Annotated in this window: 15 protein-coding genes; 8 read left to right on the top strand and 7 right to left on the bottom strand. The window is 40.1% G+C overall.

All coding sequences use genetic code 11. The features are described from left to right. Positions 1 to 313 precede the first annotated feature (313 nt). The 4 genes from DRW42_RS25115 to DRW42_RS25100 all read left to right on the top strand — a co-directional run bounded on the left by DRW42_RS25115 (position 314) and on the right by DRW42_RS25100 (position 5,563). Positions 314 to 652, top strand: a complete 339-nt coding sequence (locus DRW42_RS25115; protein ID WP_113951628.1) for a PadR family transcriptional regulator — start codon at positions 314 to 316, stop codon at positions 650 to 652. Positions 653 to 664: 12 nt separating this feature from the next. Further along, positions 665 to 2,404 carry a PspC domain-containing protein gene (locus DRW42_RS25110; protein WP_113951627.1) on the top strand — a complete coding sequence of 580 codons (1,740 nt, stop codon included), beginning with the start codon at positions 665 to 667 and terminating at the stop codon, positions 2,402 to 2,404. A 156-nt stretch (positions 2,405 to 2,560) separates the two neighbouring features. After that, entirely contained in the window at positions 2,561 to 5,008 is a 2,448-nt protein-coding gene (locus DRW42_RS25105) for a TonB-dependent receptor domain-containing protein (protein ID WP_113951626.1), read from the top strand. Between the two features lie 192 nt (positions 5,009 to 5,200). Further along, entirely contained in the window at positions 5,201 to 5,563 is a 363-nt protein-coding gene (locus tag DRW42_RS25100) for a hypothetical protein (protein WP_113951625.1), read from the top strand. 766 nt (positions 5,564 to 6,329) lie between these two features. On the opposite strand, the gene DRW42_RS25095 is transcribed toward DRW42_RS25100, so the two are convergent. The 6 genes from DRW42_RS25095 to DRW42_RS25065 form a co-directional block, all read right to left on the bottom strand. Then, positions 6,330 to 6,677: a VOC family protein gene (locus DRW42_RS25095; protein ID WP_113951624.1), complete on the bottom strand. Its 348-nt coding sequence runs from the start codon at positions 6,675 to 6,677 to the stop codon at positions 6,330 to 6,332. 3 nt (positions 6,678 to 6,680) lie between these two features. Beyond that, the gene (locus tag DRW42_RS25090) at positions 6,681 to 7,259 is read right to left on the bottom strand and encodes a GrpB family protein (protein ID WP_113951623.1); all 579 of its coding nucleotides are present in this window, start codon (positions 7,257 to 7,259) and stop codon (positions 6,681 to 6,683) included. A 13-nt stretch (positions 7,260 to 7,272) separates the two neighbouring features. Continuing rightward, positions 7,273 to 7,785, bottom strand: coding sequence for a DUF2004 domain-containing protein (locus DRW42_RS25085; protein WP_113951622.1), 513 nt, complete (start codon positions 7,783 to 7,785; stop codon positions 7,273 to 7,275). Between the two features lie 47 nt (positions 7,786 to 7,832). After that, on the bottom strand, positions 7,833 to 8,171 hold the full coding sequence (locus DRW42_RS25080) for a DUF2185 domain-containing protein (RefSeq protein WP_113951621.1): 339 nt from the start codon (positions 8,169 to 8,171) through the stop codon (positions 7,833 to 7,835). A 614-nt stretch (positions 8,172 to 8,785) separates the two neighbouring features. Then, positions 8,786 to 9,517 (bottom strand): DUF6261 family protein, encoded by a 732-nt coding sequence (locus tag DRW42_RS25075; protein ID WP_113951620.1) that lies wholly within the window; start codon positions 9,515 to 9,517, stop codon positions 8,786 to 8,788. 985 nt (positions 9,518 to 10,502) lie between these two features. Beyond that, positions 10,503 to 11,030, bottom strand: a complete 528-nt coding sequence (locus DRW42_RS25065) for a hypothetical protein (RefSeq protein WP_147243808.1) — start codon at positions 11,028 to 11,030, stop codon at positions 10,503 to 10,505. 746 nt (positions 11,031 to 11,776) lie between these two features. On the opposite strand from DRW42_RS25065, the gene DRW42_RS25055 reads away from it, so the two are divergent. Further along, positions 11,777 to 13,855, top strand: a complete 2,079-nt coding sequence (locus DRW42_RS25055; protein ID WP_113951616.1) for an FUSC family protein — start codon at positions 11,777 to 11,779, stop codon at positions 13,853 to 13,855. A gap of 327 nt (positions 13,856 to 14,182) precedes the next feature. Here DRW42_RS25055 and DRW42_RS25045 read toward each other — a convergent pair whose 3' ends face one another. Further along, positions 14,183 to 14,866 carry a tetratricopeptide repeat protein gene (locus tag DRW42_RS25045; protein WP_113951614.1) on the bottom strand — a complete coding sequence of 228 codons (684 nt, stop codon included), beginning with the start codon at positions 14,864 to 14,866 and terminating at the stop codon, positions 14,183 to 14,185. Positions 14,867 to 15,190: 324 nt separating this feature from the next. On the opposite strand from DRW42_RS25045, the gene DRW42_RS25040 reads away from it, so the two are divergent. The 3 genes from DRW42_RS25040 (at position 15,191) to DRW42_RS25025 (ending at position 23,308) form a co-directional block, all read left to right on the top strand. Further along, positions 15,191 to 15,850, top strand: coding sequence for a GDSL-type esterase/lipase family protein (locus DRW42_RS25040; protein ID WP_113951613.1), 660 nt, complete (start codon positions 15,191 to 15,193; stop codon positions 15,848 to 15,850). A 1,136-nt stretch (positions 15,851 to 16,986) separates the two neighbouring features. Then, positions 16,987 to 19,905 (top strand): ligand-binding sensor domain-containing protein, encoded by a 2,919-nt coding sequence (locus DRW42_RS25030; RefSeq protein WP_113951611.1) that lies wholly within the window; start codon positions 16,987 to 16,989, stop codon positions 19,903 to 19,905. Positions 19,906 to 20,164: 259 nt separating this feature from the next. Further along, a complete protein-coding gene (locus tag DRW42_RS25025) occupies positions 20,165 to 23,308 on the top strand; it encodes a SusC/RagA family TonB-linked outer membrane protein (protein ID WP_113951610.1) in 3,144 nt (1,047 codons plus the stop codon). Positions 23,309 to 23,318: the final 10 nt, after the last annotated feature.

Raw genomic sequence — 23,318 nt, 5'->3', positions numbered from 1 at the left:
CACTTGAACTAAGATCACTTTTATTACATAGATACTGATAGAACCAAATAGCTCCCGATTTTCGAATATTTATATTTAAAAGTGTATCTAAATCGGGACTATAGGTGATAGCAGGACTGCAAAAACCGAAGGATTACAGGACCCTGCTTTTCTAAAAAGTATTAAAAATTTTCATCTTTTACAGAATTAATTCCTAAGCACAAAATTTTTATTTAAAATTATTTTACTGATAATCAGTGTTTTGTGTCTTTATTTTGATTTATTTTAGTACTATGTATTGCATAGTAGTTTATAAAACATATATCTTTGTTATATGATAGCAGAAAATACGCAAACGCAAATGCGGAAGGGAATTCTGGAATACTGTGTTTTATCAATCATCTCTCGGGGCGAAATTTATGCTTCGGATATTATTGCTGAGTTAAGGTCGGCAAAGCTGTTGGTGGTTGAGGGGACATTATATCCATTATTAACAAGGCTTAAAAACAATGGTTTGTTAAGCTACAACTGGGTAGAATCTACCTCGGGCCCACCGCGTAAATATTATACCTTAACCGAAGATGGCCGGGGTATTTTATCACAATTAGATCAAACCTGGCAGGAGCTGGCTTATGCTGTAGGTGTTTCACAAAAAGGAGCCAATTCAAAATAATTTTAAAAGGAAATGGAAAAGACCATCATCATAAATATAGGGAACACGATTATTCACATCGAAGAAAGTGCCTACGAACTCTTAAAGGCCTACCTGAACGAAGTAAAACAGCATTTTGCCAATCATGCGGATGACCTTGAGATTGTAACAGATATTGAAAACCGCATTGCAGAGCTTTTAGCGGAGCAACTGGAAGAGCAGAAAAAACAAGTGGTAGATGCGGCCAATGTAAACTCGGTTATTGCACAAATGGGCAGGGTACATGATTTTGATACTGTAGAAGAAGGTGAAGAGGAGCCTGTGGTTAACCACGCTTATCAATACCAGTATACCGAGAAAAAATTGTACCGCGATATGGATAACCGCGTGGTTGCGGGGGTTTGTTCGGGCATTGCACATTATATCAACGCCGATCCTAAATGGATTCGTTTGGCCACTTTCCTGATCAGCTTTGTTGGCGGTTTTGGTTTATTGGTTTATGCCTTGTTGTGGATCATCATGCCAAAAGCGAAATCGCGTATCGAGCGGATGGAAATGAAAGGCGAACCTGCAAACCTTCAGGGCTTTCAAAAGAACCTGGATGAAGAACTACAGGCGGTTAAAGAGCGTTTAAACGAAGTAAACAAACATGCACAACCCATATTAGGCAGACTGGGTATTTTTATCGGCGAATTTTTCGAATGGCTTGGCCGCTTTTTATCGGGCACCGGAAAGGTGATTTTTAAGGTAATTGCTGGTTTTATAATTGTATTTGGTGTACTGTTTTTACTCACTTTGATTATAGGTGTGGCGGCTTTCCAGGGATTTTGGGATGCCAGCATTTATGAATACTTCCCATTCTCCATTATTAACGAAAGCAACCGGGGCATTATTTTATTTGGCGCGTTTATCGTGTGTTTTGTGCCGGTTTTAGCACTGGTACTTTTTTCTATCAGGGTGGCATTTAACAAACAGGCCATTAATAAAACACTTTCTTTTGCATTGTTGATTATCTGGCTGGCCGGTGTGGCAGTAACGGGTTACCAGGCCGCTAAAATATCGTCGGAGTTTAAACAACATGCCGAATTAACTCAAACAAATGACCTGAAATCTTATAAAACCTATATCATCGATATCGATAAAAGTAAATATTTCAGCAAAGAGGATAGTGTGGCCTACCACATTGATGCGAACCAGAAAAGCAGGATTGTTGTTGATGATTTTGAAGATGGACCATTTGTTTCGCCGAACCAGATCCGCATTGATATCAGCAAAAGTGAAAACGGCTTAACGCGTTTAACACAGAAATACGAATCGCAGGGTAAAACCTTTCAGAGTGCATTACAGAATGCCCAGAACATCAGTTACACTTACGAAGCAAAGGATTCGGTATTGGTTTTTAGTCCGAGGTTTCAGTTGAGAAAAGGAACGATCTGGAGAAACCAGGAAGTGAGGTTAAACCTCGAAGTTCCGGTAGGTACCAGGTTGATTTTAAAAGAAGATACTTACCGTTACGTTAACAATTACTGGACCTGGGATTGTAAAAACACGGAAAATGACCATAATGATTACAGCGTTTGGATCATGACAGAAGATGGTTTAAAATGTGTTGCACAATTAAAAGAAGAAGCCATTAAAAAGGAGAAACTGCAAAAAGAACTTTCGGAACTGGGATTGTTGCAAAAAGACAGAACCACGGATACCATTTATCAGGATTCAGTATCAAACAGAATTAGAGAGGTTAAAGAAGAGTTGGGGATTAAGCCTGAATAACACCACCCGTCATTTCGACCTTATATCTGGTCGTCATTTCGACTGAAGTGCAACGAAATGGAGAAATCTACCTCGAGATAGATCTCTCCACTCCGCAATGCTCCGGAGATGACGATTTTTAGGAGTAAAACAATCATACCTTAAAAAAAAGAAACCATGAAAACATTATTTACGCTAATTGCATGCCTGATGGCATGTGGGGCTTCTTTTGCCCAAAAATTAAATAAGGTTACAGGTAAAATAGTTGATGAAAAAACGGTTCCGGTATCCTTTGCCATCGTTCGGGTATTAAACTATCCTGATACCACTGCAATCAAAAGCGTATCAACCAATATAGATGGTGAATTTGTAATCGACCAGTTAAAGAATGGCGAATACCAGTTATCGATTTCAATTGTTGGTTTTAAAGGTAAAAAAACAGATCGTTTTTCGCTCAACGGAGATTTAAACCTGCCAGCCATCAGTATAGCAAGTATGGCGAAGCAATTGAAAGAGGTAAGTGTACAAGGGAAGAAACCTTTTGTTGAGCATCAGATCGATAAAACAGTGCTGAATGTGGAAAACAGCATTATTGCAACGGGTAGCACAGCTTTAGAGGTTTTGGAGAAAGCACCTGGTGTACAAATCGACAGGCAGAACGACCAGATTAAACTGAACAATAAAAACGGGGTAACGGTAATGATCGATGGGAAATCGAATTTTCTCTCAGGTGCGGATATTACCACCCTGTTGAGCAATATGAGCAGCGATCAGATTGCCACGATAGAGCTGATCACCAATCCATCTGCCAAATACGATGCTGCCGGAAATGCCGGGATCATCAATATCAAGCTTAAACGCAATAAAGCTTTTGGTACAAACGGTACTGTATCGGTAAATACCGGCCAGGGGATTATGCCCGATTCGCCCAATGATTTATTCCGTGCTGGCGTAAACCTCAACCTCAACCACAGGCAGGGAAAATGGAATGTTTTTGGTAATGGTGCAGTGGTACGCAAAGCTCAGTTTAACAATACGTTTTTAACCCGTACCACATTGTCGGATGGTTTGGCGAGTTCGTTAACGCAAAATTTCGACCGCAACAATAAAGGCGTTGGTTATCAGGGGAAATTAGGGGCAGATTACTACGCTTCAGAAAAAACTGTTTTCGGGGTAATGCTCGATGCCAATACGGTAACCACCAAGCTCACTAACTTTAGCAATACCAATATTAATGCGGTGCAGAATGGCGCTTCGAGCCTGAATTATATTTTACAGGATGCCAATTCGAATTCGCCTGTGGGTAATTTAACGGCCAACTTTAATATTAAACACGATTTCGATAAAAAAGGGAAGAGTATCACTTTTGATATCGATTATTCGGGTTTCAGCAATAAAAAGGACGAAAATTTCCTGGCGAGTTACTTAAACAGCGCCAGCAATCCTACCAATCAAACTACCTTACGCAACAATACCGATGCGGAGATTAACGTGTATGCTGCCAAAACAGATTTCACCCTGCCAATTTCTAAAACAATGAAACTCGAAACAGGTTTAAAAAGCAGTTACGTAGTTACCAATAACGACTTTATCTCGGAACAACTGATAAATGGCGTTTGGCAGAACGACCTCGGTAAATCGAATAACTTTGTTTATAAAGAGAATATCAATGCTATTTATGGCAGTTTCTCTAAAGAATGGAAAGTGTTTCAGATTCAGGTGGGGTTAAGGGGAGAGCATACCCACTCTAAAGGTACCTCGGTTACCGAACAGAAAGAAGTAGAACGCGATTATTTTTCTTTGTTTCCAACGGTATTTGTAAATCAGAAGATCAGCGAAAATCACAACATCCGTTATTCGTATGGGCGGAGGGTTGATCGTCCGAACTACCAGCAGTTAAATCCATTCGTATTTTATATGGATCCGCTGGCGGTTGATCAGGGAAATCCTTATCTGAAACCACAGTTTACGGATAATTACCAGATCAGCTATAACTATAAGGAAATTTCTTTCTCCCTGAATTATTCAGATACGCGCGACATGATTACACAAATCAGTAAACAGGATGATGCCACAAGGATTATCAGCGTAATCCGTGAGAACCTGGGCCGTGCGCGTTATTACTCTGCTGATTTATACATACCCATTAAAGTAACCAAATGGTGGAATATGCAGAATAATATTAGTGTGTATTATAACAAATTTAACGATGGCAATATAGAAGGAGCGGCTTATAGTGCGGGCAAAGCTGCGGTAAATTTATTTACTTCCGACACCTTTACGTTGCCACAGAATTTCAGTATCGAAATCAGTGCCTGGTTAAACTCACCAAGGGTAAACGGGGTAGAACAGACGACCATTTACCAGGGTGCGCTAAATGCCGGCATCCAGAAATCCTTGATGGATAAAAAGCTTAAATTAAGGTTAAACATGGATGATATCCTGCTTACCAACCATTGGGAAGGGAAGCTGGTTTACCAGAACATTAATATGAAAGTAGTAAACCGTTACACCAGCAGAAGGGCAAATTTCAGCATCAGCTATAACTTCGGAAACCAGAATGTAAAATCGGCACGCTCACGAAATACCGCAACAGATGATATGAAAGGCAGGGCTGGGGGATAAGGTTGAGTCCTTAGTCTATAGTCTTTAGTCCTGAGTCCGAATGGAGAAAAGTTCCCTCAATTAACTGATTACCTCCACTGAGCACAACCTTGTCTCGAACATTAGGGAGTCGAAGGGTCTATTGGCAGTTTGCAGTTAACAATTGGCCATTAGCAATTAAACAATTCGAAAAATATAATTAACCAACAAAATATGAAAAACATCTTATACAGCATCGCAATTTTATTCACCTTTTTAAGCTTTGGATGCCATGGCGGTGGAGGTTATCTATCCATCAAAACGAAAGATACCGGTACATTTTTTAATTTCGAGGCAAAATATGCAGACAGTAAAACAGGTAAACTTGAGAAATATCTCGACAGCGCCCTGAACAACGAACTTCCATTGGATCAGAATATAGATTTGCTGGTGAATTTAAACGGTGGTGATACCTTTAACCTGAAAGCCAAAAAGGGCTGGCTGGTGATCGACTTCGACAAGCGGAACAGTTCTTTGGCAGGCTATGTGAAAGTCAAAAAATTAACGGATGGGATTAAGCAGAAGTTATCGGAGTAGTCGTGTTTTAGCCACAAAGTGAGGAGAAGAGTCCGAAGTCGGGAAGACCGAAGACCGGGGTTTGGTATATTATAGCGAATTGCTTGATTCGGCGTTCAGGTTGGTTTGAACATTGAGATTTGATCCATTGGTCATTAATCCCTCCGTCGTCATTGCGAACCGAAGGGTAGGGTAGCGTGAGATGGAGTGAAGCAATCTTTCCTTTACAGGTGCTTTCAGAGGGTGAGTATAGTCCGGAGTCGGGAAGACCGAAGACTGGGGTTTGGTGTATTATAGCGAATTGCTTGATTCGGCGTTCAGGGTGTTTTGAACATTGAGATTTGATCCATTGGTCATTAATCCCTCCGTCGTCATTGCGAACCGAAGGGTAGGGTAGCGTGAGATACAGTGAAGCAATCTTTCCTTTACAGGTGCTTTCAGAGGGTGAGTATAGTCCGGAGTCGGGAAGACCGAATACCGGAGTTTGGTGTATATAGCGAATTGCCCTCATCACGTCATTTCGAGTGGAGTGTAACGGAGTCGGGAAATCTATCTCGAGATATATTGAATGTGAAGCAATCTTTTTTCTGCGAAATCTGTGCAATCAGCGGGAAACCTATTGTCTTTTTTCTCCCGCAGATTTAAGGTGATGAGCGCAGAATTTCGAACGTTGTGCTTTACTTCATTCGTCATTCTGAACTTGTTTCAGAATCCATCATGCTATTATATTTAATGTAATGTGATAAATCCGAACGAACTATTGTTGTTGATTTTGCATAGCAAATCTTTATTTCTTGTACAACTCAATTTTTCTCCCATCAGGATCAATTATAATTGCCATAAAACCGAAGGCTGTTTCATTTGGCTCATGAACAAAAGGAACTTTGGTAGCTTTTAACGCCTTTATTGCTTCTTCAAAATTTTCTAAACCAAAACCTAACCTTAAGTTTTTATCTGCTTCGATTTGATCTTTTGCCAAAGGATAAATTTCAAAAACTGTAGAACCGTTATTGGCCGAATAATGGAAAGGGGAGTTTCCATATTTATGGTATTCAAAATTAAGTCCCAATAAACTGTAAAAATTAACCAGGTGTTTTGTATCAGCAGTTCTTAATACCAATAAGCGGATTTCCATATCTTATTTCTGAATGTTTTCTTGAGTGATGTTCAGTATTTCAGTTTCAGTAAAACCACCATTCTTTAATATATCTATAATAAAAGGCGTTTTTTGTTCGATATACTTGTCGATACTGTAAGGATTTTCCTGTGCAAGTTGCTTTTTCAGTTCGCCGTATTCTTTTGCTTTTTGTGGATTGTTGCGTAGAAAATTACGCAGTGTTAAATGGTTCCTTAAACTTACACTATCCGAAGGGCAAACATATAAATGGTGTTTTGGCCAAATCTTTTCTGAACCATCAATTGGGGTATAGGCAGTGTCGCATTTAAAAGCCTCACGATCAGAAATCCCCAGGTTGCCACGGTGGGTGTAGCCCAATGGTTTCAGCTTTTTGATAATGGTATTCAGGTTTTCCAGGTTGGTGATTATAATATCGATATCAATTACCGGTTTTGCCGCCAGCCCCACAACAGATGTGCTGCCCACATGCTCAACACCTACGATAAGTTGATGTAGATGAGATTGGTAAATGGCTTTGAGCGCTTCGAATGTATTGGACCAGGCTGGCGAATAATCCTCAATTATTATCGGTTCTGACATGTAGTATTTTGTTTTAACTTTCCCAGGTAATGTGATCTAATTCTCCGTTTTTATCGATAATTACTACCAAAAGTTGGTTAGAAGGTTCTCCATCAAGATATATAGAATAATCGAAAATAGCATAACGTTCCGAATCATATTTTTCATCCGGATAGAACCCAATCCGCACAAGTTTTAATTGATTGAGCAACTGGATTTCTTTTGAGATTTGCTTATCATTTATCCCTATAATTTCCGATAATTCATCATCATCAAATTCATCCAGATAAAAATTTATATAATCTACAGTCATTGACGGTTGAGTTTCAAAATCATCCAGAATATGGTTTTTATTTTGCGTGTCGAATTTGCCGATGTTATCGAGAAATATTTTAACTTTTTCTATTTCTTCTTCACTGATTGTTTTGCCCCCGAAATTGAGATCGATGTTTAATTTTCTTTCATTCCACTTAATTTCTATGTCGTAATATTCTTTCAGTTGTGTTAAGTCTATCTCGCCGAAGTATGGCAGGTGGTAGCTTGTCATTTTGGTTTATTGTTGTATATAAATTAGAAAAGAACTTATAATATTGATTAGCCTGCATAATTCTCAAAGGTATCTGTTCCTTCAATCCTTTCCAGATCCGAACCTATCGGCAGATTTAGATAGGGGATAATGGCCTTATCATAATTTGCGATTGTATTTACATCATATATCATGGTATTGACGGCATCATCTAAATATTCCTGTGTTTCGGTACCCGATAAAAATACCCAGCCCGAATCTATATTATTTACCGGCTCCTGCCTGTACATATATTTTACGGGTTCGCCATTTACGGTAATTTTGTCGGTAGCCATGCATCCGCCCATGCGTGGGATCAGGTCTTTAATCTGATCGGCGCCGAGTTTGAAGTTTTTATTATGTTCCATAAGCTATTTTTATTTCTATTAAACAGGTAAAATGCCCCTATTGATTAATTAAAGATATATTTATTAGGCGAATGGTACAAGTTGTAACAGGCAAATTGATCTGTTCTTATAGTGATTTAGCGATGAGCGTTTGGCGTAAGGCGCTGATTTTGTTTGATCAATGAAATTTGATTATTGGATTTTAGTGCCGAGCGTTTGACGGTTGGCGTTAAGTTTGTCTGAAAATTGGGATTTGATAATTGGTCATTATTCCCACTTCGTCATTGCGAACCGAAGGATGGGGATTGTGGGGGAGCGTGAAGCAATCTTTTTAGTTTAGTAACCCAATCCGTGTTTTTCCGTGCATCCGTGGCATTATTAATTTTATTGGGGTTTAGCGAAAGGCGTTTGGCGATGAGCGTTAAGTTTGTTTGATTATTGGAATTTGGTGATTGGGGTTTGGCGAAAAAGTCAGAAGTCGGGAAGACCGAAGACCGGGGTTTGGTGTATTATAGCGAATCGCCCTCATCGCGTCATTTCGACCGAAGTGCAACGCAGTGGAGAAATCCATCTCGAGATAGATCTCTCCGTTTCGCTATGCTTCAGTCGAGATGACGACTTTTCTAAAAAAAGTATTACCCTGCCAAAGGCTCTTCTCCATTGCCGGCTGCCCTTCGTGTTTGCAACAGCGTATAAGTGCTAATGTTCTGGTTAAGCAAATTAACCGTCGATGCCCATGGCTCTGCACCATCGTTAATATCGAGGTTAGAGTTTATTCGTGTGCGCAATTTATAGTATAGTTCGTTTGCTTTGTTGCGCAATTCTTTCAGTTTTTCGGTTGGTGCGGTGGCCAGTTCTTCGTTACGTTTGATGTATGCCGCGCTGAAATCGTTATTGGCTGTTTCTAGCTCGGTTAACCAATTGCCCAGGTTTAAAGCCGTAACGGCCGCCTGTAGTTCGGGTTTGTTTTTCCAATCGTTAACAATATTGCGGAGGATGGTACTTTCAGTCTGGTAATTTTCGATAGCTATGCGTGGCCCAAACAAAGCTAAATGGGCTGATAGGGTTTTTGCATATTTGTTTATTGCCGGATCTGGACTATAGGTTAAACTTTGTACATGTAAATTAATACCGTTGATGGCATCGTCCCTGCGCTTATCCAGATTTTCAATTTCTTCGGTTATCAAACTTCCCTGGCTAATTTTGAATAGCTTTTCAATATCATCTTTTGCTGCAAGCAGCGCATCATACTGTGTACTAACATTAAGTTTTTTTGGATTATTTTTCGATACAACGTTTAAGGCATCGGTTATAAACTGGATATACTCTCCGTTGCGGAGCGTTTGTAATACGATTGAGTTAATCATAGGATCTTGAATTTAGTGGTTAATTTTATTTTTGCGGTTTTTACTTTGCTTTGGTGCCACCTATGGTGGGGAGGTTTCAAAGTAACTTTGCTTTGGCGCTACCCATGGTGGCGGGGTTTCAAAGTAACTTTGTTTCGGTGCCACCTATGGTAGCGAGGTTTCAAACAAACTTTGATTTGATGCCACTTATGGTGGTGAGGTTTCAAAGTAATTTGTCTCTTTTAACCAAAAAAGTTGCTTACTTGATTGTTTTAGTAATGTTTTTGCCGAACGCGGAGGTTCCCTAATCATGCCAGTTATAGCCATAGCTTTTAAATTTTATGGGTAATTAAACCCGTTAATAAAATGTGGGATGATTTGATTAACCTTGCGGATGGGAAATAATTGACGCACCGTTAAAAGGGATAGCACTAAGATAACGAAACAGTTAGTTACTGTCAAGAGGAAAATAGCGAAAGGTGTTTGGCAAAAAAGTCCGAAGTCGGGACGACCGGTGACCGAGGTTTGGTGTGGTATAGCAGATCGTGTAATTTGCCACGACTCCGTTTGGTAATTGAGATTTGGTTATTGTGGTTTGGCGAAAGGCGTTTGGCGGTAAGCGTTAAGTTTGTCTGGTGATTGAGATTTGGTTATTGTGGTTTGGCGAAAGGCGTTAAGTTTGTCTGGTGATTGAGATTTGGTTATTGTGGTTTGGCGAAAAAGTCCGAAGTCAGGAAGACCGGGGACCGAGGTTTGGTGTGCTATAGCAGCTCGTCCCTCAACCCGTCATTTCGACCGGAGTGTAACGAAGTGGAGAAATCTATCTCGAGACAGATCTCTCCGTTTCGCTATGCTTCAGTCGAGATGACGACCGTTAGATGTAAGCCTGTTAATGTTACCCCCCACTTCGTCATTGCGAACCGAAGGGTAGGGGCGGTGAGGTGGTGTGAAGCAATCTTTTTGAAGAAACTTTCTACAGTATCTAATATATTGCGCTAAAATAAGTTTACAGATTATCGTAATATCCTATTTTACCAATACCAATAGTCCAAAAGTTTTTAACCGATTCTAGTTCAATTTCTAATTGATCAATCGTGCCCTGTGGTTTTCCAATAAGCTTAGCTTCATTAATACTTTCTTGTAAATCCTTTTCAGTTGCATCTCTCCATACACCAACTGATATATTTAGAAACGAATAACAATACTCTGCTTCACTATCGTCTATCTCTCCATTGTTTTTTAAACTAAGTAACTCAATTAACGGGCCAGCTCCAATATTAAATGGATTAATACCATAAAGTGTTAGCGCTGTTTTCTCCGGATATGGTCCATATATAAATTCAATAAAGCTGAGCTCTTTTTCATCAAAGTCGAGTCTCATTTCATAGTTATCATAAAATGATTGAACATTATTCGAATATTCAGATGGCTTTCCCAACAGGTTTTCTACCGAGGCTTTTGACTGACCAAATGTAAGCTCTCCTATGCCTTCTATCAGGATCCCTTGAAGTGGTTTAAGTACTATTTTTATCATCTGTGTTATCATTTCTCTGTCTTGGTTTACTTAAATCTTTATCACTTCGCCCACTATCACATTATTATTAAAGTTGGCGCTAGCACGGATAGTGTAACCTTTTTTTGTAACCTTGGTTATCTTACCGTTAACAGTGCGTTTTTCGGTATCTGGGTAAACCAGGAATGAGCATTTTTTTGCCAGACATAAACGTTATGGTTAAAGACAATCCAAATATAACAGATTACTGCATTTATGTTCTTATGGCAGATTGTCTAGAGTGGAAATCTATCTCGAGGCAGATCTCTCCGTTTCGCTATGCTTCAGTCGAGATGACGACCGTTAGATATAAGACTGTTAATGTTACCCCCCCACTTCGTCATTGCGAACCGAAGGGTGGGCCAGTGATGGGGAGTGAAGCAATCTTTTATGCAACCTGAGCTTATATTTTCTTAAATGCCTTATATGGTCAAAAAAAATGTGGCATTGTAATTAACCTAAAATATTAACCATATAAGAAATATAAGGCACATATAAGTTTTACAGCTCGCCATTTTACGTTAATACATTTGTACAGTCGTTGCGAACGGGAGGGCAGGGCCAGTGTGTTGGAGTGACGACATCTAAGATTAAATCTCGGACGGATAATTTTTTACTAAAGTCCAAAGAACGAATCGGTATCTTGTATTTTGCAGCTATTTAATATGCATGCATTATATTTATTACCTTTGCCCCTTTCTAACTAAGGTTTATTCATCGCATTATACATGGGCAAAAACAGCATCGGCTCTACCATTACATATTTCTTTTTAGGCGAGTACTTTTCTGATGCCCTGCGCACCACCATTACCGTGGTATTGCCCATTATTTTATTTTTCTACTTAGGCAATCCCGAAGCTGCCAAAGGAATAGGCGTGGGTGCTTTGTTAATCAGCTTAACCGATTTGCCCGATAACCGGTTAAACAAATTAAAGACTGCCTTATCAAGCATTATTGTGTTTTTCTGCGCTACCCTGGTAGTGTCATCAATGCTTTACAGCCCATACCTTACTGCGGTAATTGTGGTTATTGCTGCTTTTAGTTGCTCTATGTTTGCCGTGTATGGGCAAAAGTTATCCCTTATTGGTACCATGGCGCTTATTGTGTGCACCTTTGTAATGGGGTTGCACCCAGCAAGGCCCTTGTATTTTAGCAGTTATATATTGGTGGGTGGCGTTTGGTATTATGTAATCAGTTTAATTCAGATCCTCATCAGGCCTTACCGTTCGCTGCACCATGCCATTTTTGAGTGTTTAATGAGCAGTGCCACCTTTTTAAATGCCAAGGCTAAAAATTACGATGTAGATGTTCCGCTCGATTTGCAACAGAAAGAAGCCATTAAGCTGCACATTAAAGTTAACCAGAAACACGAGCTAATCCGCAACCTGTTGCTTACCGATAAGTACGCCATGAACCCCAATAACCCCAAAGGGCAACTGTTGTTGGAGCGGGCGAGGTTACTGATCGATTTATACGAACAGTTAAATGCCGTACATTACGATTATGCTCTGGTGCGCAAAACCCTGGCCACAGGCACCAGTTTAAAACTGATTGCCACACTGATAGAGCTACTGGCCAAAGAGCTCGAAGAACTGGGCAGGCACGTACGCTCGGCAAAAACTTATAAGGGCGAGGTAGCTACGAATATGGAATACCACCAGAAACGGGTAATGCTGCTGCAGGAAATGGAACGCCTGAACGAAACCCAGCGTAAAATTGTATTGAAAGTGGTTTCGAACATGAACGATATCGTGCGCATTATCGAAATGATCAGGGGCAACGAGCGTACCCCCGAGAAACACCTGCAAGAACTGAGCGGCCCGATTTCTTATCCTTTATTTATCACCGGCGACCGTTTATCCATTAAAGAACACCTTACCTTGAAATCGCCCATATTCAGGTTTTCGCTGCGGCTGGCTATATGCTTTCTGTTCGGTTTTTTATTGATCTGGCAGCTCGAACCGAGTAAGTACAGCTACTGGCTTTTTTTAACGCTGGTAATTGTAGCGCGACCGAAGTTTTCAATCACCTGGAAACGAAACCTGCAACGTTTAAAGGGTAGCCTGGGTGGTGTGGTAGTTGGTTTGGTGATGGTTTATTTTATAAAGAGTCCGGCGGTATTACTTTCCTTTTCAGCGGTTTTCCTGCTTGGTTTCTACGCCTTTAACCGTTTAAATTATACCATCAGCGTGTTGTTTATTACCCCTGCGGTAATTTTAACTTTGGGCAGTTATCAGGGGCATTTCGATCACATTGTGCACGACCGCATTTTGTTTACCCTGCTGGGCTGTGTAATTGCGATTTTTGCAACTTACCTTTTCCCTATTTGGGACAGCCGGCAGCTAAAGGCGAAAATAAACAAGGCCACGCAAGATAGTTTGCAGTATTTACAGGTAGCCATTGAGCGGAAAGAAAACCTGGGCGAAAACATTTCACGCATGGCGCGGAAAAATGCGAACCTGAGTTTATCGGCACTGAGCGAAGCTATCGAATCGGCCAGTCAGGAGCCTGTGCGCAAACACCTCGATTTTAATGCGCTTTATGGTGTGCAATCAACCATTTACCAGATCAATGCGATTATCACTTCTATTTACCTTTCGCTAAACCATACACCCGAACAGGCCGATCCATTGGTGGTAAAGCAGATTCTAAATAACCTGAGCGGTGCAGCTGTTTCTCCAAACGGGAACATTGGGCAACCCGATGAAATAGACCCTGAGAGCGACCATTCTACCAAACAGAAACTGGCACATATTGAGGTTTTATCTGTAGCGTTTAGCAGGTTTAATGCAGCTTTTGGAGGGTAGTTTTTTTCCTCGCGATAGCTCGTCCCCCTTTGAAGGGGGCAGGGGGATGCAATTTGGCAAAAGGGATGAAAGCTGCGGGAATTCCAAACAATTCAGCAATCGAACAATAGTAATTCAGCTAACCCTTCCACTAGCGAAGTACTTTTCTAGAGTTGTCAACTTCTGTGCTATACGCCTATTTAAAGTTGACAACTCAGCCACTCCTGCAATTACTCGTCCCCCTTTAAAGGGGGCAGGGGGATGTAATTAGGCATGGGGATGGCAGCTGCGAGAGATCCAAACGGTTCAGCAATCGAACAATAGCAACTTAATTAACCACCTCAAATCCTACCCCTTGTAATGCAGCAGTTCCTTTACCCTCTTGAGCCGGTCGTTTTTTAATGTCCTGTTGTAAACACTTTCTATCAGTGTATTATCAGGGAAAGTAGCTTTAAGTTCGCTCAAAACGTCCAGGGCTTTTGTATTATCATGTGTTGCAATGTATAAAACACCTGCATTGTTTAAAATTTCCTCTATTTGCAAACGTGTTAATGTGCTATCTATTTTTGGCAGTTTCTGATTTTCAATTTCATCGCTTACTGCTTTATAACCCGGCTGCGCCAATTCGCTTTTCCCCAGCATATCGTAAAGCATTGCCCTTTGATATTGGGCATCTACATCGTTGGGGTTTTTCTTTAGCCATGCAGAACATAACGCAACAGATTCGTTGTACCTGTTCATGTAATTATAGCAGTCTAAAAGATTACGGAATGCCAATCGGTATCCGGGATCTTCTTTAAGGGCTTTTTTATACAGGTTAACTGCGGTTGCCAGAGAATCCTCAGAATATTCCCTTCCAAATACCTTCATAAATATTTTAACACCGTCATTATTTGCGGTAAGGGCACTTTTTTTTGGTTGGTAATCCTCTGGTTTGTCATTCTGTTTGCAGCTGCATAAAACGCCTGCGGCAATTAAAAGAATAAAACAGCTTTTTCTGGTTAAGCTTAGGGCTGAGGTGTAATTTTGCATGGGATGTTAATTTAAATATTCGGTTGTTTAAATATATAAACTAATATATTAGTTTTTGTAGGTAGTTTTGTAAATTATTTGTGCGGAAAGGAAAAGTGACTACTTGCTCTAGAGTTGTCAACTTCTGTGTATTGCGCCTATTTAAAGTTGACAACTCAAAAATTCCTGCAATTACCTCGTCCCCCTTTAAAGGGGGCAGGGGGATGCAATTAGGCTAGGGGGATGGAAGCTGCAAAAGCTTGTAACAATTAACCAGTTAACCGATTTATACAGTTAACCTTTTCAGCGGTTATTCTTATCTTGTGCGCTTTAATAGTTATTCACATGAAAAAGTCATTCCTAATTTTTTCCCTGCTCTCTTTTTTAACGGTAAGTACATTTGCGCAAAAGAAACCCAATTTCTGGGATGATGTGCAAACCATCAAGAAGTACGATCAGATGTATAAGCCACCTGTTCATCCGGTGTTGTTTGTAGGAAGCTCTTCTATCCGAAAATGGGATGATTGCACGCAGATTTTCGCTAAATATAATGCTTTAAACCGTGGTATTGGCGGTGCGGTAATTAACGATATTACCTATTATTTAAATGATGTGGTTTTTCCTTACCAGCCGAAACAACTGGTGCTATATGTTGGCGAAAACGATTTGCCGAATGATGCGGTAACGCCCGATACGGTATTAAACCGCACCATTAATTTATACCACGCCATCAGGGCAAAATTACCAACGGTACCCATTGTTTATATTTCGATTAAACCAAGCCCAAGCAGGGATAAATTTAAGGAGAAAGCAGTGGCTTCTAACGCATTGATTAAAAAGTTTTTGGCTGGCGAAGCCAATACCACTTTTGTTGATGTGTATTCCTTAATGTTAACTAAAGAAGGCAAACTTAGGCCCGAGCTTTTTGTAGAAGATATGCTGCACATGAATGCCAAAGGTTACGCCATTTGGCGAAAAGCGGTTGAGCCACATTTAGTGAAATAGATTACGTCGTCCCCCTTTGAAGGTGGGCAGGGGGATGAAACATGCAATAGCTTAAAAAATATGCAAGGTGATGAAAAGCTGCACACACTAAACCAGGGTCCAAAAATTTCACCATATAAAACATATAAGATCATATCAGTATTCACCGCGCCATAAGTCCGTCCCCCTCCTTTGAAGGGTGCAGGGGGATGAAACATGCAATAGCTTAAAAAACAAGCAGGATGATGAAAAGCTGCGCAAGCTAAACCAGGGTCCAAAAAATTAACCATATAAGACATATAAGATCATATCAGTATTCACCGCGCCATAAGTCCGTCCCCCTCCTTTGAAGGGTGCAGGGGGATGAAACATGCAATAGCTTAAAAAACAAGCAGGATGATGAAAAGCTGCGCAAGCTAAACCAGGGTCCAAAAAATTAACCATATAAGACATATAAGATCATATCAGTATTCACCGCGCCATAAGTCCGTCCCCCTTTGAAGGGGGCAGGGGGATGAAACATGCAATAGCTTAAAAAATATGCAGGGTGATGAAACGCTGCGCACACTAAACCAGGGTCCAAAAAATTAACCATATAAGACATATAAGATCATATCAGTATTCACCGCGCCATAAGTCCGTCCCCCTTCGAAGGGGGCAGGGGGATGAAACATGCAATAGCTTAAAAAATATGCAGGGGGATGAAAAGCTGCGCACACTACACCAGAGTCTAAAATTTCACCATATAGGACATATAAGATCATATCAGTATTCACCGCGCTATAAGTTCGTCCCCCTTTGAAGGGGGCAGGGGGATGAAACATGCAATAGCTTAAAAAATATGCAGGATGATGAAAAGCTGGGCACACTAAGCTAGAGTCCAAAAATTTCACCATATAAGACATATAAGATAATATAAGTATTCACCGCGCCATAAGTCCGTCCCCCTTTGAAGGGGGCAGGGGGATGAAACATGCAATAGCTTAAAAAAATATGCAGGGGGATGAAACGTTAACCAATTTACAACTTACAATTGACGGTTTGTAATGAACTAATGACCAATCAACAAATGGCTAATGAACCAATGAACCAACAAACAAGGTTTGTCAGAATTAAAATTATATATTTATTATTGCGTTCAAATCATCCCTAACCTTATGTACAAAGTCCTGCTTATTGTTTTATCCCTCTTTATCGGCTATCAGGCTTCTGCTCAGGATTTGTTGGGTATTCCGCAGATTGTGAATTACAATAACGAGCAGTATAATGCCGGCATCCAGAACTGGGAGGTTAAACAGGATAAACATGGGATTTTATATTTCGGGAACAACGAAGGCCTGCTCACCTTTAACGGCAGGTACTGGAACCTTTACCGTTTGCCCAATTATACTTCGGTACGTTCTATCGGCATCGACTCTAAAAACAGGATTTACGTAGGCGGACAGGATGAATTCGGCTATTTTTATCCAAATGAGCACGGCATTTTAAAGTATACTTCTTTATTAAATCTTATTCCCGAAAACCTGCGCAAACTGGCCGATCTGTGGGATATCTCGGTAATCAACGACGAAGTATTCTTTAGGTCGGTTAATGCCATTCTCCATTATAAAGATGGTGTGGTAAAAAGTTATAAGTTAAGTACCACCTGGCAATTTATGGGTATGGCCAATAATAAGGTTTTCTCGCAGAACCAATTAGTTGGATTAATGGTATTCGACCACGATATGTGGAAACCTTTTTGCACCGATACCATTTTAAAGCGTTTTTCTGTTACCGCTGTGCTGCCTTATGGGGGCGACACTTTATTGGTTTCTACCTTAAAACACGGATTCTATTTAATGGTTAATAATAAGTTAGTTCCATTAAAAACCAAACTCGATCCGGTTTTTTTTAACGATAGGGTATATTTTGTAAATCAGATTAACAAAAATTTATACGGCGTTGGTACCACATCTGGCGGTGTGTATATTATGAACAGGCATGGCGAACTGGTGCAGAAATACAATTACCGGGAAGGCCTGCAGAACAATAATGTAAGAAGCATTTTGCTCGATCGGGATAAAAATATGTGGCTGGCTTTGGATGATGGAATTGCCTATGTGGCGATAAACAGTGCCGTAAAAAATATCTTCCCCGACCGCAATAAACAGATTACCAGTTATGCTTTTAGAAAGTTTAACCAATCGATTTATATCGGTACCTCAAATGGTTTATATACAGCTACCCTAAATAGTACCAACCCCGATTTAAGTTATGCCCCTGCTAATTTTGAAGAAGTAAAAAATACGAAAGGGCAGGTGTGGGGTTTGGATGAATTTAATAACCAGTTATTGATGGCGCATGAGGACGGTACTTATCTGGTTCGGGATAACAATGCCAAACCGCTTTATAGTTTACCAGGTACCTGGATGTACCAAAGCCTTGATAATGTTTACCCCAGCAGCGAGGTAATTGCCGGAACTTACTGGGGCTTGCAGAAACTGGTATATAATGGCGGAACCTTTGCCAATGGAGGGAAAATTGAAGGATTGAGGGAAACTTTGCGCTTTATTGTAGCCGATAACAACAATCCGGATTATATCTGGGCTTCGCACCCTTATCATGGGGTTTATAAAATAGAGCTAAAGCCCGATCATAAAAGCATATTGCACACCACCATGTACACCGATAAGGACGGTTTGCCATCAAAACTTTATAATTATGTGTTTCATATAAAAAATAGAGTGGTAATCGCTACAACTAACGGGGTTTATGAGTTCGATGCCGCTAAAAAGAGGTTTATCCGCTTAAAATTACTTGGAGATGCATTAAATGATGTATCAATCCAGTATATGAAAGAAGATAACGAAGGAAACATCTGGTTTGTAACCAATAAAAAAGTTGGTGTAATCGATTTTAAAAAACCTGCCGGAGGAAATCCTTTCACTATATATTACCTGCCAGAGCTTGATGGTAAGGTAGTTGGTGGTTTCGAATCAATTTATGCATTTGATAGCAAAAATATCTTTATTGGTGCCAATAAAGGGGCATATCACGTAAATTATGAAAAGTATATCGAAAATATAACCAAACCAAATGTGGTACTGGGGATGATCAGGATATTCGGGAAAAAAGACAGTGTAGTTTTTGGTGGTTATTTTGTGAAAAAAGGGGTAATAGAGGATAAGCAGAGTGAGCAGAGCCTGCCGGAGTATACAAACAGTTTAAACTCTATTCACTTCGAATATGCATCTACCTTGTTCGAACACGATAAAAATATCAAGTTCAGCTATCAGCTGGTTGGTTTCGACCGCGAGTGGTCGGCATGGAGTACCAAAAGTGAAAAAGACTACACCAACTTACCTGCCGGGAAGTATACTTTTAATGTAAAAGCACGGACAGATGTAGGCAACGAATCGGCCATGGTGAGTTACAGTTTTGTGGTTTTACCCGCCTGGTACAATACGGTATGGATGAAGATTGTTTATCTGTTGGTTATAATTTTATTGATCAGGCTGATCATCAGGTGGCAAAAACGTAAACATATTAAAGAGCAGGAGCGGATGAGTTACCTGCATCAGCTGGAACTCGACCGTAACGAAAAGGAAATTGTGCGTTTGCAGAATGAGAAACTCGAAGCAGACGTAAACTATAAAAACAAAGAGCTTTCTACCATGACCATGCATCTGGTACAACGCGGAAAAGTGCTGGCCAAGATTAAGGAAGTCATTTCTACGGTAATCAAAAACCACGATATCAGCGAAAGTTCGCCGAGTTTCAGGCATTTAATCCGGCTGATCCGGGATGTAGAAAAGAAAGATCAGGAACTGGATCACATGAGTGTACACTTTAACCATGTAAATACCGAATTCTTTAATAAACTAAAAGATCTTTATCCTGATTTAAGTCAGAACGATTTAAAATTCTGCGCCTATTTATCTATGAATCTTTCTTCAAAAGAGATGGCGCAGCTGATGAATGTTACCATTAAAGCCATTGAGGTAGGCCGTTATCGCCTGAGAAAGAAGTTACAGCTCAAACCGGAAACAAATTTGTATGAATTTCTGATCGAAATAGCCCGTCAAAAGACCCCTTAATTCAATGTTTTTGTTACAATTGTAACAATTTGTGCTGCTATAATTTAATTATCTGTTTATCAGTGTGTTTATGCGTTCGGTGTAGGGCTTATGTAGGTCTGTATTAAGCCTTTTTTCTTCAAATGAGGGCTAATGTATGGTTTGTGTAGTATCGTTAAATTGTGCGATTGTTTTGCGCCTCTATAGATTTGGATTTTATAAATGGGCCCCCAAAGCCTATGGTGTTAACTAACCAAATATTAACTTAAAACTAAATTCTATGAGAGGAAGATTTACACTCGTATTCTTCATGTTCTGTTTCCTGGTATTTCCGATGGCCTTATTGGCACAGGATATTCCCGTAACAGGAAAAGTAACAGAACAAAATGGTGATCCTTTACCTGGCGTAACAGTAAAGCTTGACGGAACAACCAAAGCAGCATCAACAGATGCAAATGGTGTTTTCGTTATTCAGGCTCCGGTAGGTGGCAAATTAACCATCACCCTGATCGGGATGGCAACCCAAACGGTAACTGTTCCAGCAGGAGGCCGTATTAATGTTTCGCTAAAAGCCGATTCAAAAGATTTAACCGAAGTGGTTGTGGTAGGTTATGGTACGCAGAAAAAAGCGCTTGTAACAGGATCAATTTCCAGTGTTAAAGCAAAAGATCTGGAATCTATGCCTATCAACAGGGTGGAGCAAGCCCTGCAGGGTAGAACTTCAGGTTTAACCATTGCTTCTGGCAACGGTCAACCAGGGTCTGCATCAACAGTGAGAGTGAGGGGTTTTACCTCTTTTGCATCATCAGGTAATAACGATCCGCTTTGGGTTGTTGATGGTGTAATTGTAGATAATGGTGGTATTGGTTATTTAAATCAATCAGACATCGAATCTATTGAGGTTTTAAAAGATGCGGCTTCACAGGCAATTTATGGTGCCAGAGCGGCTAACGGGGTAATTATTATTTCAACCAAGAAAGGTAAAGAAGGAAGGTTATCTATAAATTACAATGGATTTTACGGTACGCAGGCGCCAGCTAAAAAGCTAAAACTGCTAAACGCAAGTGAATATGCAACGATAAGAAATGAAGCATATACAAATAGCTATAATGCAGCTACTGATGGAACTTTTACACTTCCGTATGCAAATCCATCATCTTACGGAGAGGGTACCGATTGGCAATCAGTTGTTTTTAATGACGATGCCCGCAGGCAAACACACGAGTTCAGTGTTTCAGGTGGAACAGATAAATCTACCTTTTACACTTCTTTTGGTTATATCGATCAGCAAGGTATTGTAGCCACACCGATTTCTAATTTTAATCGTGCCAATATCCGTATCAATTCTACATTTAAACCCGCAAAATGGATAAGCTTTGGAGAAAATTTAGGCTATAGCCATTCGGTTAACAGCTCTTTAGGTAATACCAATAGCGAATTTGGTGGTCCGCTAAGTTCAGCAATCCATTTAGATCCGATTACCCCGGTTATTCAAACCGATCCAACTGCACTGGGCAAATCACCTTATACCATTGCAAATATTATAAGAGATCCGGGAACCGGTTTTCCTTATGGTATTTCGGGACCCGTTGGTCAGGAAATGAGTAACCCATTGGCTTATATTCAAACCAGATTGGGTAACTATGGTTGGGACCACAACATTGTTGGTAATGCTTTCCTAGAAATTGAACCTATTAAGGATTTAAAATTCAGATCATCACTAGGAACGAAAATCGCTTTTTATGGTTCTGAATCTTATACCCCGTTATTCTGGTTAAGTCCGTCAAACACTAATACCAAGGCAAATTTTTATCGTGAGATGAACATGACCTTAAATTATAACTGGGAAAACACCATTAGCTATTCAAAAAGTTTTGGTAAACACCATGCATACGCTATTTTGGGTCAGGGTTACTACATGGATAACAATAACAAGGGTTTAAATGTAAGGTTTAACAACGTAATTGCACAGGATTTTTATCAGGGTAATTTAAATTATAAACCGGCCACAGCCGATATTCAGGGCGATGGTAGTGATGCCACTTTGCATGTTGTTAACTCTTTGTTTACACGTGTAACTTACGATTATGATGAAAAATATCTATTTACGGGTATTATCCGTCGTGATGGTTCTTCACGTTTTGGTACAAACAACAGGTTTGGTTACTTCCCTTCAGCTTCAGTAGGTTGGGTACCTTCAAAAGAAGGTTTCTGGAAAGAAAACAAGATCGTTAATTTCTTAAAATTACGTGGTAGTTACGGTATTACCGGAAACGACGCAATTGGTGATTTCAGTTATGTATCATTGGTTAATAGCGGACGTAATTATACTTTTGGCACTACAGATGTAAGCACTATCGGATGGAGTCCGGCTGCTTTATCCAATCCTGATCTGAAATGGGAAGAAACACATCAAACAGACATTGGTTTAGATGCTACCTTATTTAAGGATATCACGATTAGTGCTTCTTACTTCAAAAAGAAAACCATTGGGGTATTGCAAACACCTTCTATCCCACTTTATTTAGGTGCAGCCGGTGGTGCCGCAGAAAATGTTGGCGATATGCAGAACACAGGTATCGAATTCGAGGTGGGTTACAGAAAGAAAATCGGAGAACTTAGTTTAGGTGTTAATGCCAATATCTCGACCCTGAAAAATAAAATAACCAAGTTATTGCCTGGAAGAGAATTTATTGAAGATAACGCACAGAGCTTTCAGGGCATGGGTAACTTTACCCGCACCGGACTTGGACGTTCATTTAATGAGTTTTATGGATATGAAGCGATCGGTATTTTCCAGTCGCAGGCAGAAGTTAATGCTTATAAAGGGCCAGGTGGTACAGTACTTCAACCTTCTGCAAAACCTGGAGATGTTAAATTTGCCAACTTAGATGGAAATGAAACCATCAATGCAAGCGACCGCACTTATTTAGGTAGTCCGCTTCCAAAATATACCTACGGTATTACTATTAATCTGGCATATAAAAACTTTGATTTTGTTGCCTTCGGAAACGGTGTAGGCGGAAATATGATCTTCCAGGGATTAAGACGTTTGGATGTGACTTATGGAAACTGGCAAAAAACAATTCTTGATAGATGGACACCTTCAAACACGGCAACCGATATTCCCCGCGTTGCAGATAAGGATCTTAACGGAAACTATACCAAATTCTCTAAAAATTATTTGGAAAAAGGAGATTACTTCCGCTTAAAAACCCTTCAAATAGGTTATAATCTTCCGCTTAATGTTACTAAAAAAATTGGCGCACAGAAAGTTCGGGTATACCTGATGAGTGAAAACCTTTGGACAATTACAAAATATACAGGTTACGATCCTGAAATCGGTGGAACTGTACTGGGTGTAGATAGGGGTATTTATCCGCAGGCCCGTTCGTTTATGGTAGGTTTAAATGTTGGATTCTAAAAAAAATTAA

It is taken from the genome of Pedobacter miscanthi (assembly GCF_003315595.1).
Lineage (GTDB): Bacteria > Bacteroidota > Bacteroidia > Sphingobacteriales > Sphingobacteriaceae > Pedobacter > Pedobacter miscanthi.
This window is presented reverse-complemented; position numbering and strand designations above follow the sequence as displayed.

Bases quoted from the DNA above. Each gene is read 5' to 3' on its own strand.
- DRW42_RS25085 (WP_113951622.1), bottom strand. From the start codon at position 7,785: ATGACAAGCTACCACCTGCCATACTTCGGCGAGATAGACTTAACACAA.
- DRW42_RS25105 (WP_113951626.1), top strand. From the start codon at position 2,561: ATGAAAACATTATTTACGCTAATTGCATGCCTGATGGCATGTGGGGCT.
- DRW42_RS25055 (WP_113951616.1), top strand. From the start codon at position 11,777: ATGGGCAAAAACAGCATCGGCTCTACCATTACATATTTCTTTTTAGGC.
- DRW42_RS25075 (WP_113951620.1), bottom strand. From the start codon at position 9,517: ATGATTAACTCAATCGTATTACAAACGCTCCGCAACGGAGAGTATATC.
- DRW42_RS25080 (WP_113951621.1), bottom strand. From the start codon at position 8,171: ATGGAACATAATAAAAACTTCAAACTCGGCGCCGATCAGATTAAAGAC.
- DRW42_RS25110 (WP_113951627.1), top strand. From the start codon at position 665: ATGGAAAAGACCATCATCATAAATATAGGGAACACGATTATTCACATC.
- DRW42_RS25025 (WP_113951610.1), top strand. From the start codon at position 20,165: ATGAGAGGAAGATTTACACTCGTATTCTTCATGTTCTGTTTCCTGGTA.
- DRW42_RS25030 (WP_113951611.1), top strand. From the start codon at position 16,987: ATGTACAAAGTCCTGCTTATTGTTTTATCCCTCTTTATCGGCTATCAG.
- DRW42_RS25045 (WP_113951614.1), bottom strand. From the start codon at position 14,866: ATGCAAAATTACACCTCAGCCCTAAGCTTAACCAGAAAAAGCTGTTTT.
- DRW42_RS25100 (WP_113951625.1), top strand. From the start codon at position 5,201: ATGAAAAACATCTTATACAGCATCGCAATTTTATTCACCTTTTTAAGC.
- DRW42_RS25065 (WP_147243808.1), bottom strand. From the start codon at position 11,030: ATGATAAAAATAGTACTTAAACCACTTCAAGGGATCCTGATAGAAGGC.
- DRW42_RS25090 (WP_113951623.1), bottom strand. From the start codon at position 7,259: ATGTCAGAACCGATAATAATTGAGGATTATTCGCCAGCCTGGTCCAAT.
- DRW42_RS25040 (WP_113951613.1), top strand. From the start codon at position 15,191: ATGAAAAAGTCATTCCTAATTTTTTCCCTGCTCTCTTTTTTAACGGTA.
- DRW42_RS25095 (WP_113951624.1), bottom strand. From the start codon at position 6,677: ATGGAAATCCGCTTATTGGTATTAAGAACTGCTGATACAAAACACCTG.
- DRW42_RS25115 (WP_113951628.1), top strand. From the start codon at position 314: ATGATAGCAGAAAATACGCAAACGCAAATGCGGAAGGGAATTCTGGAA.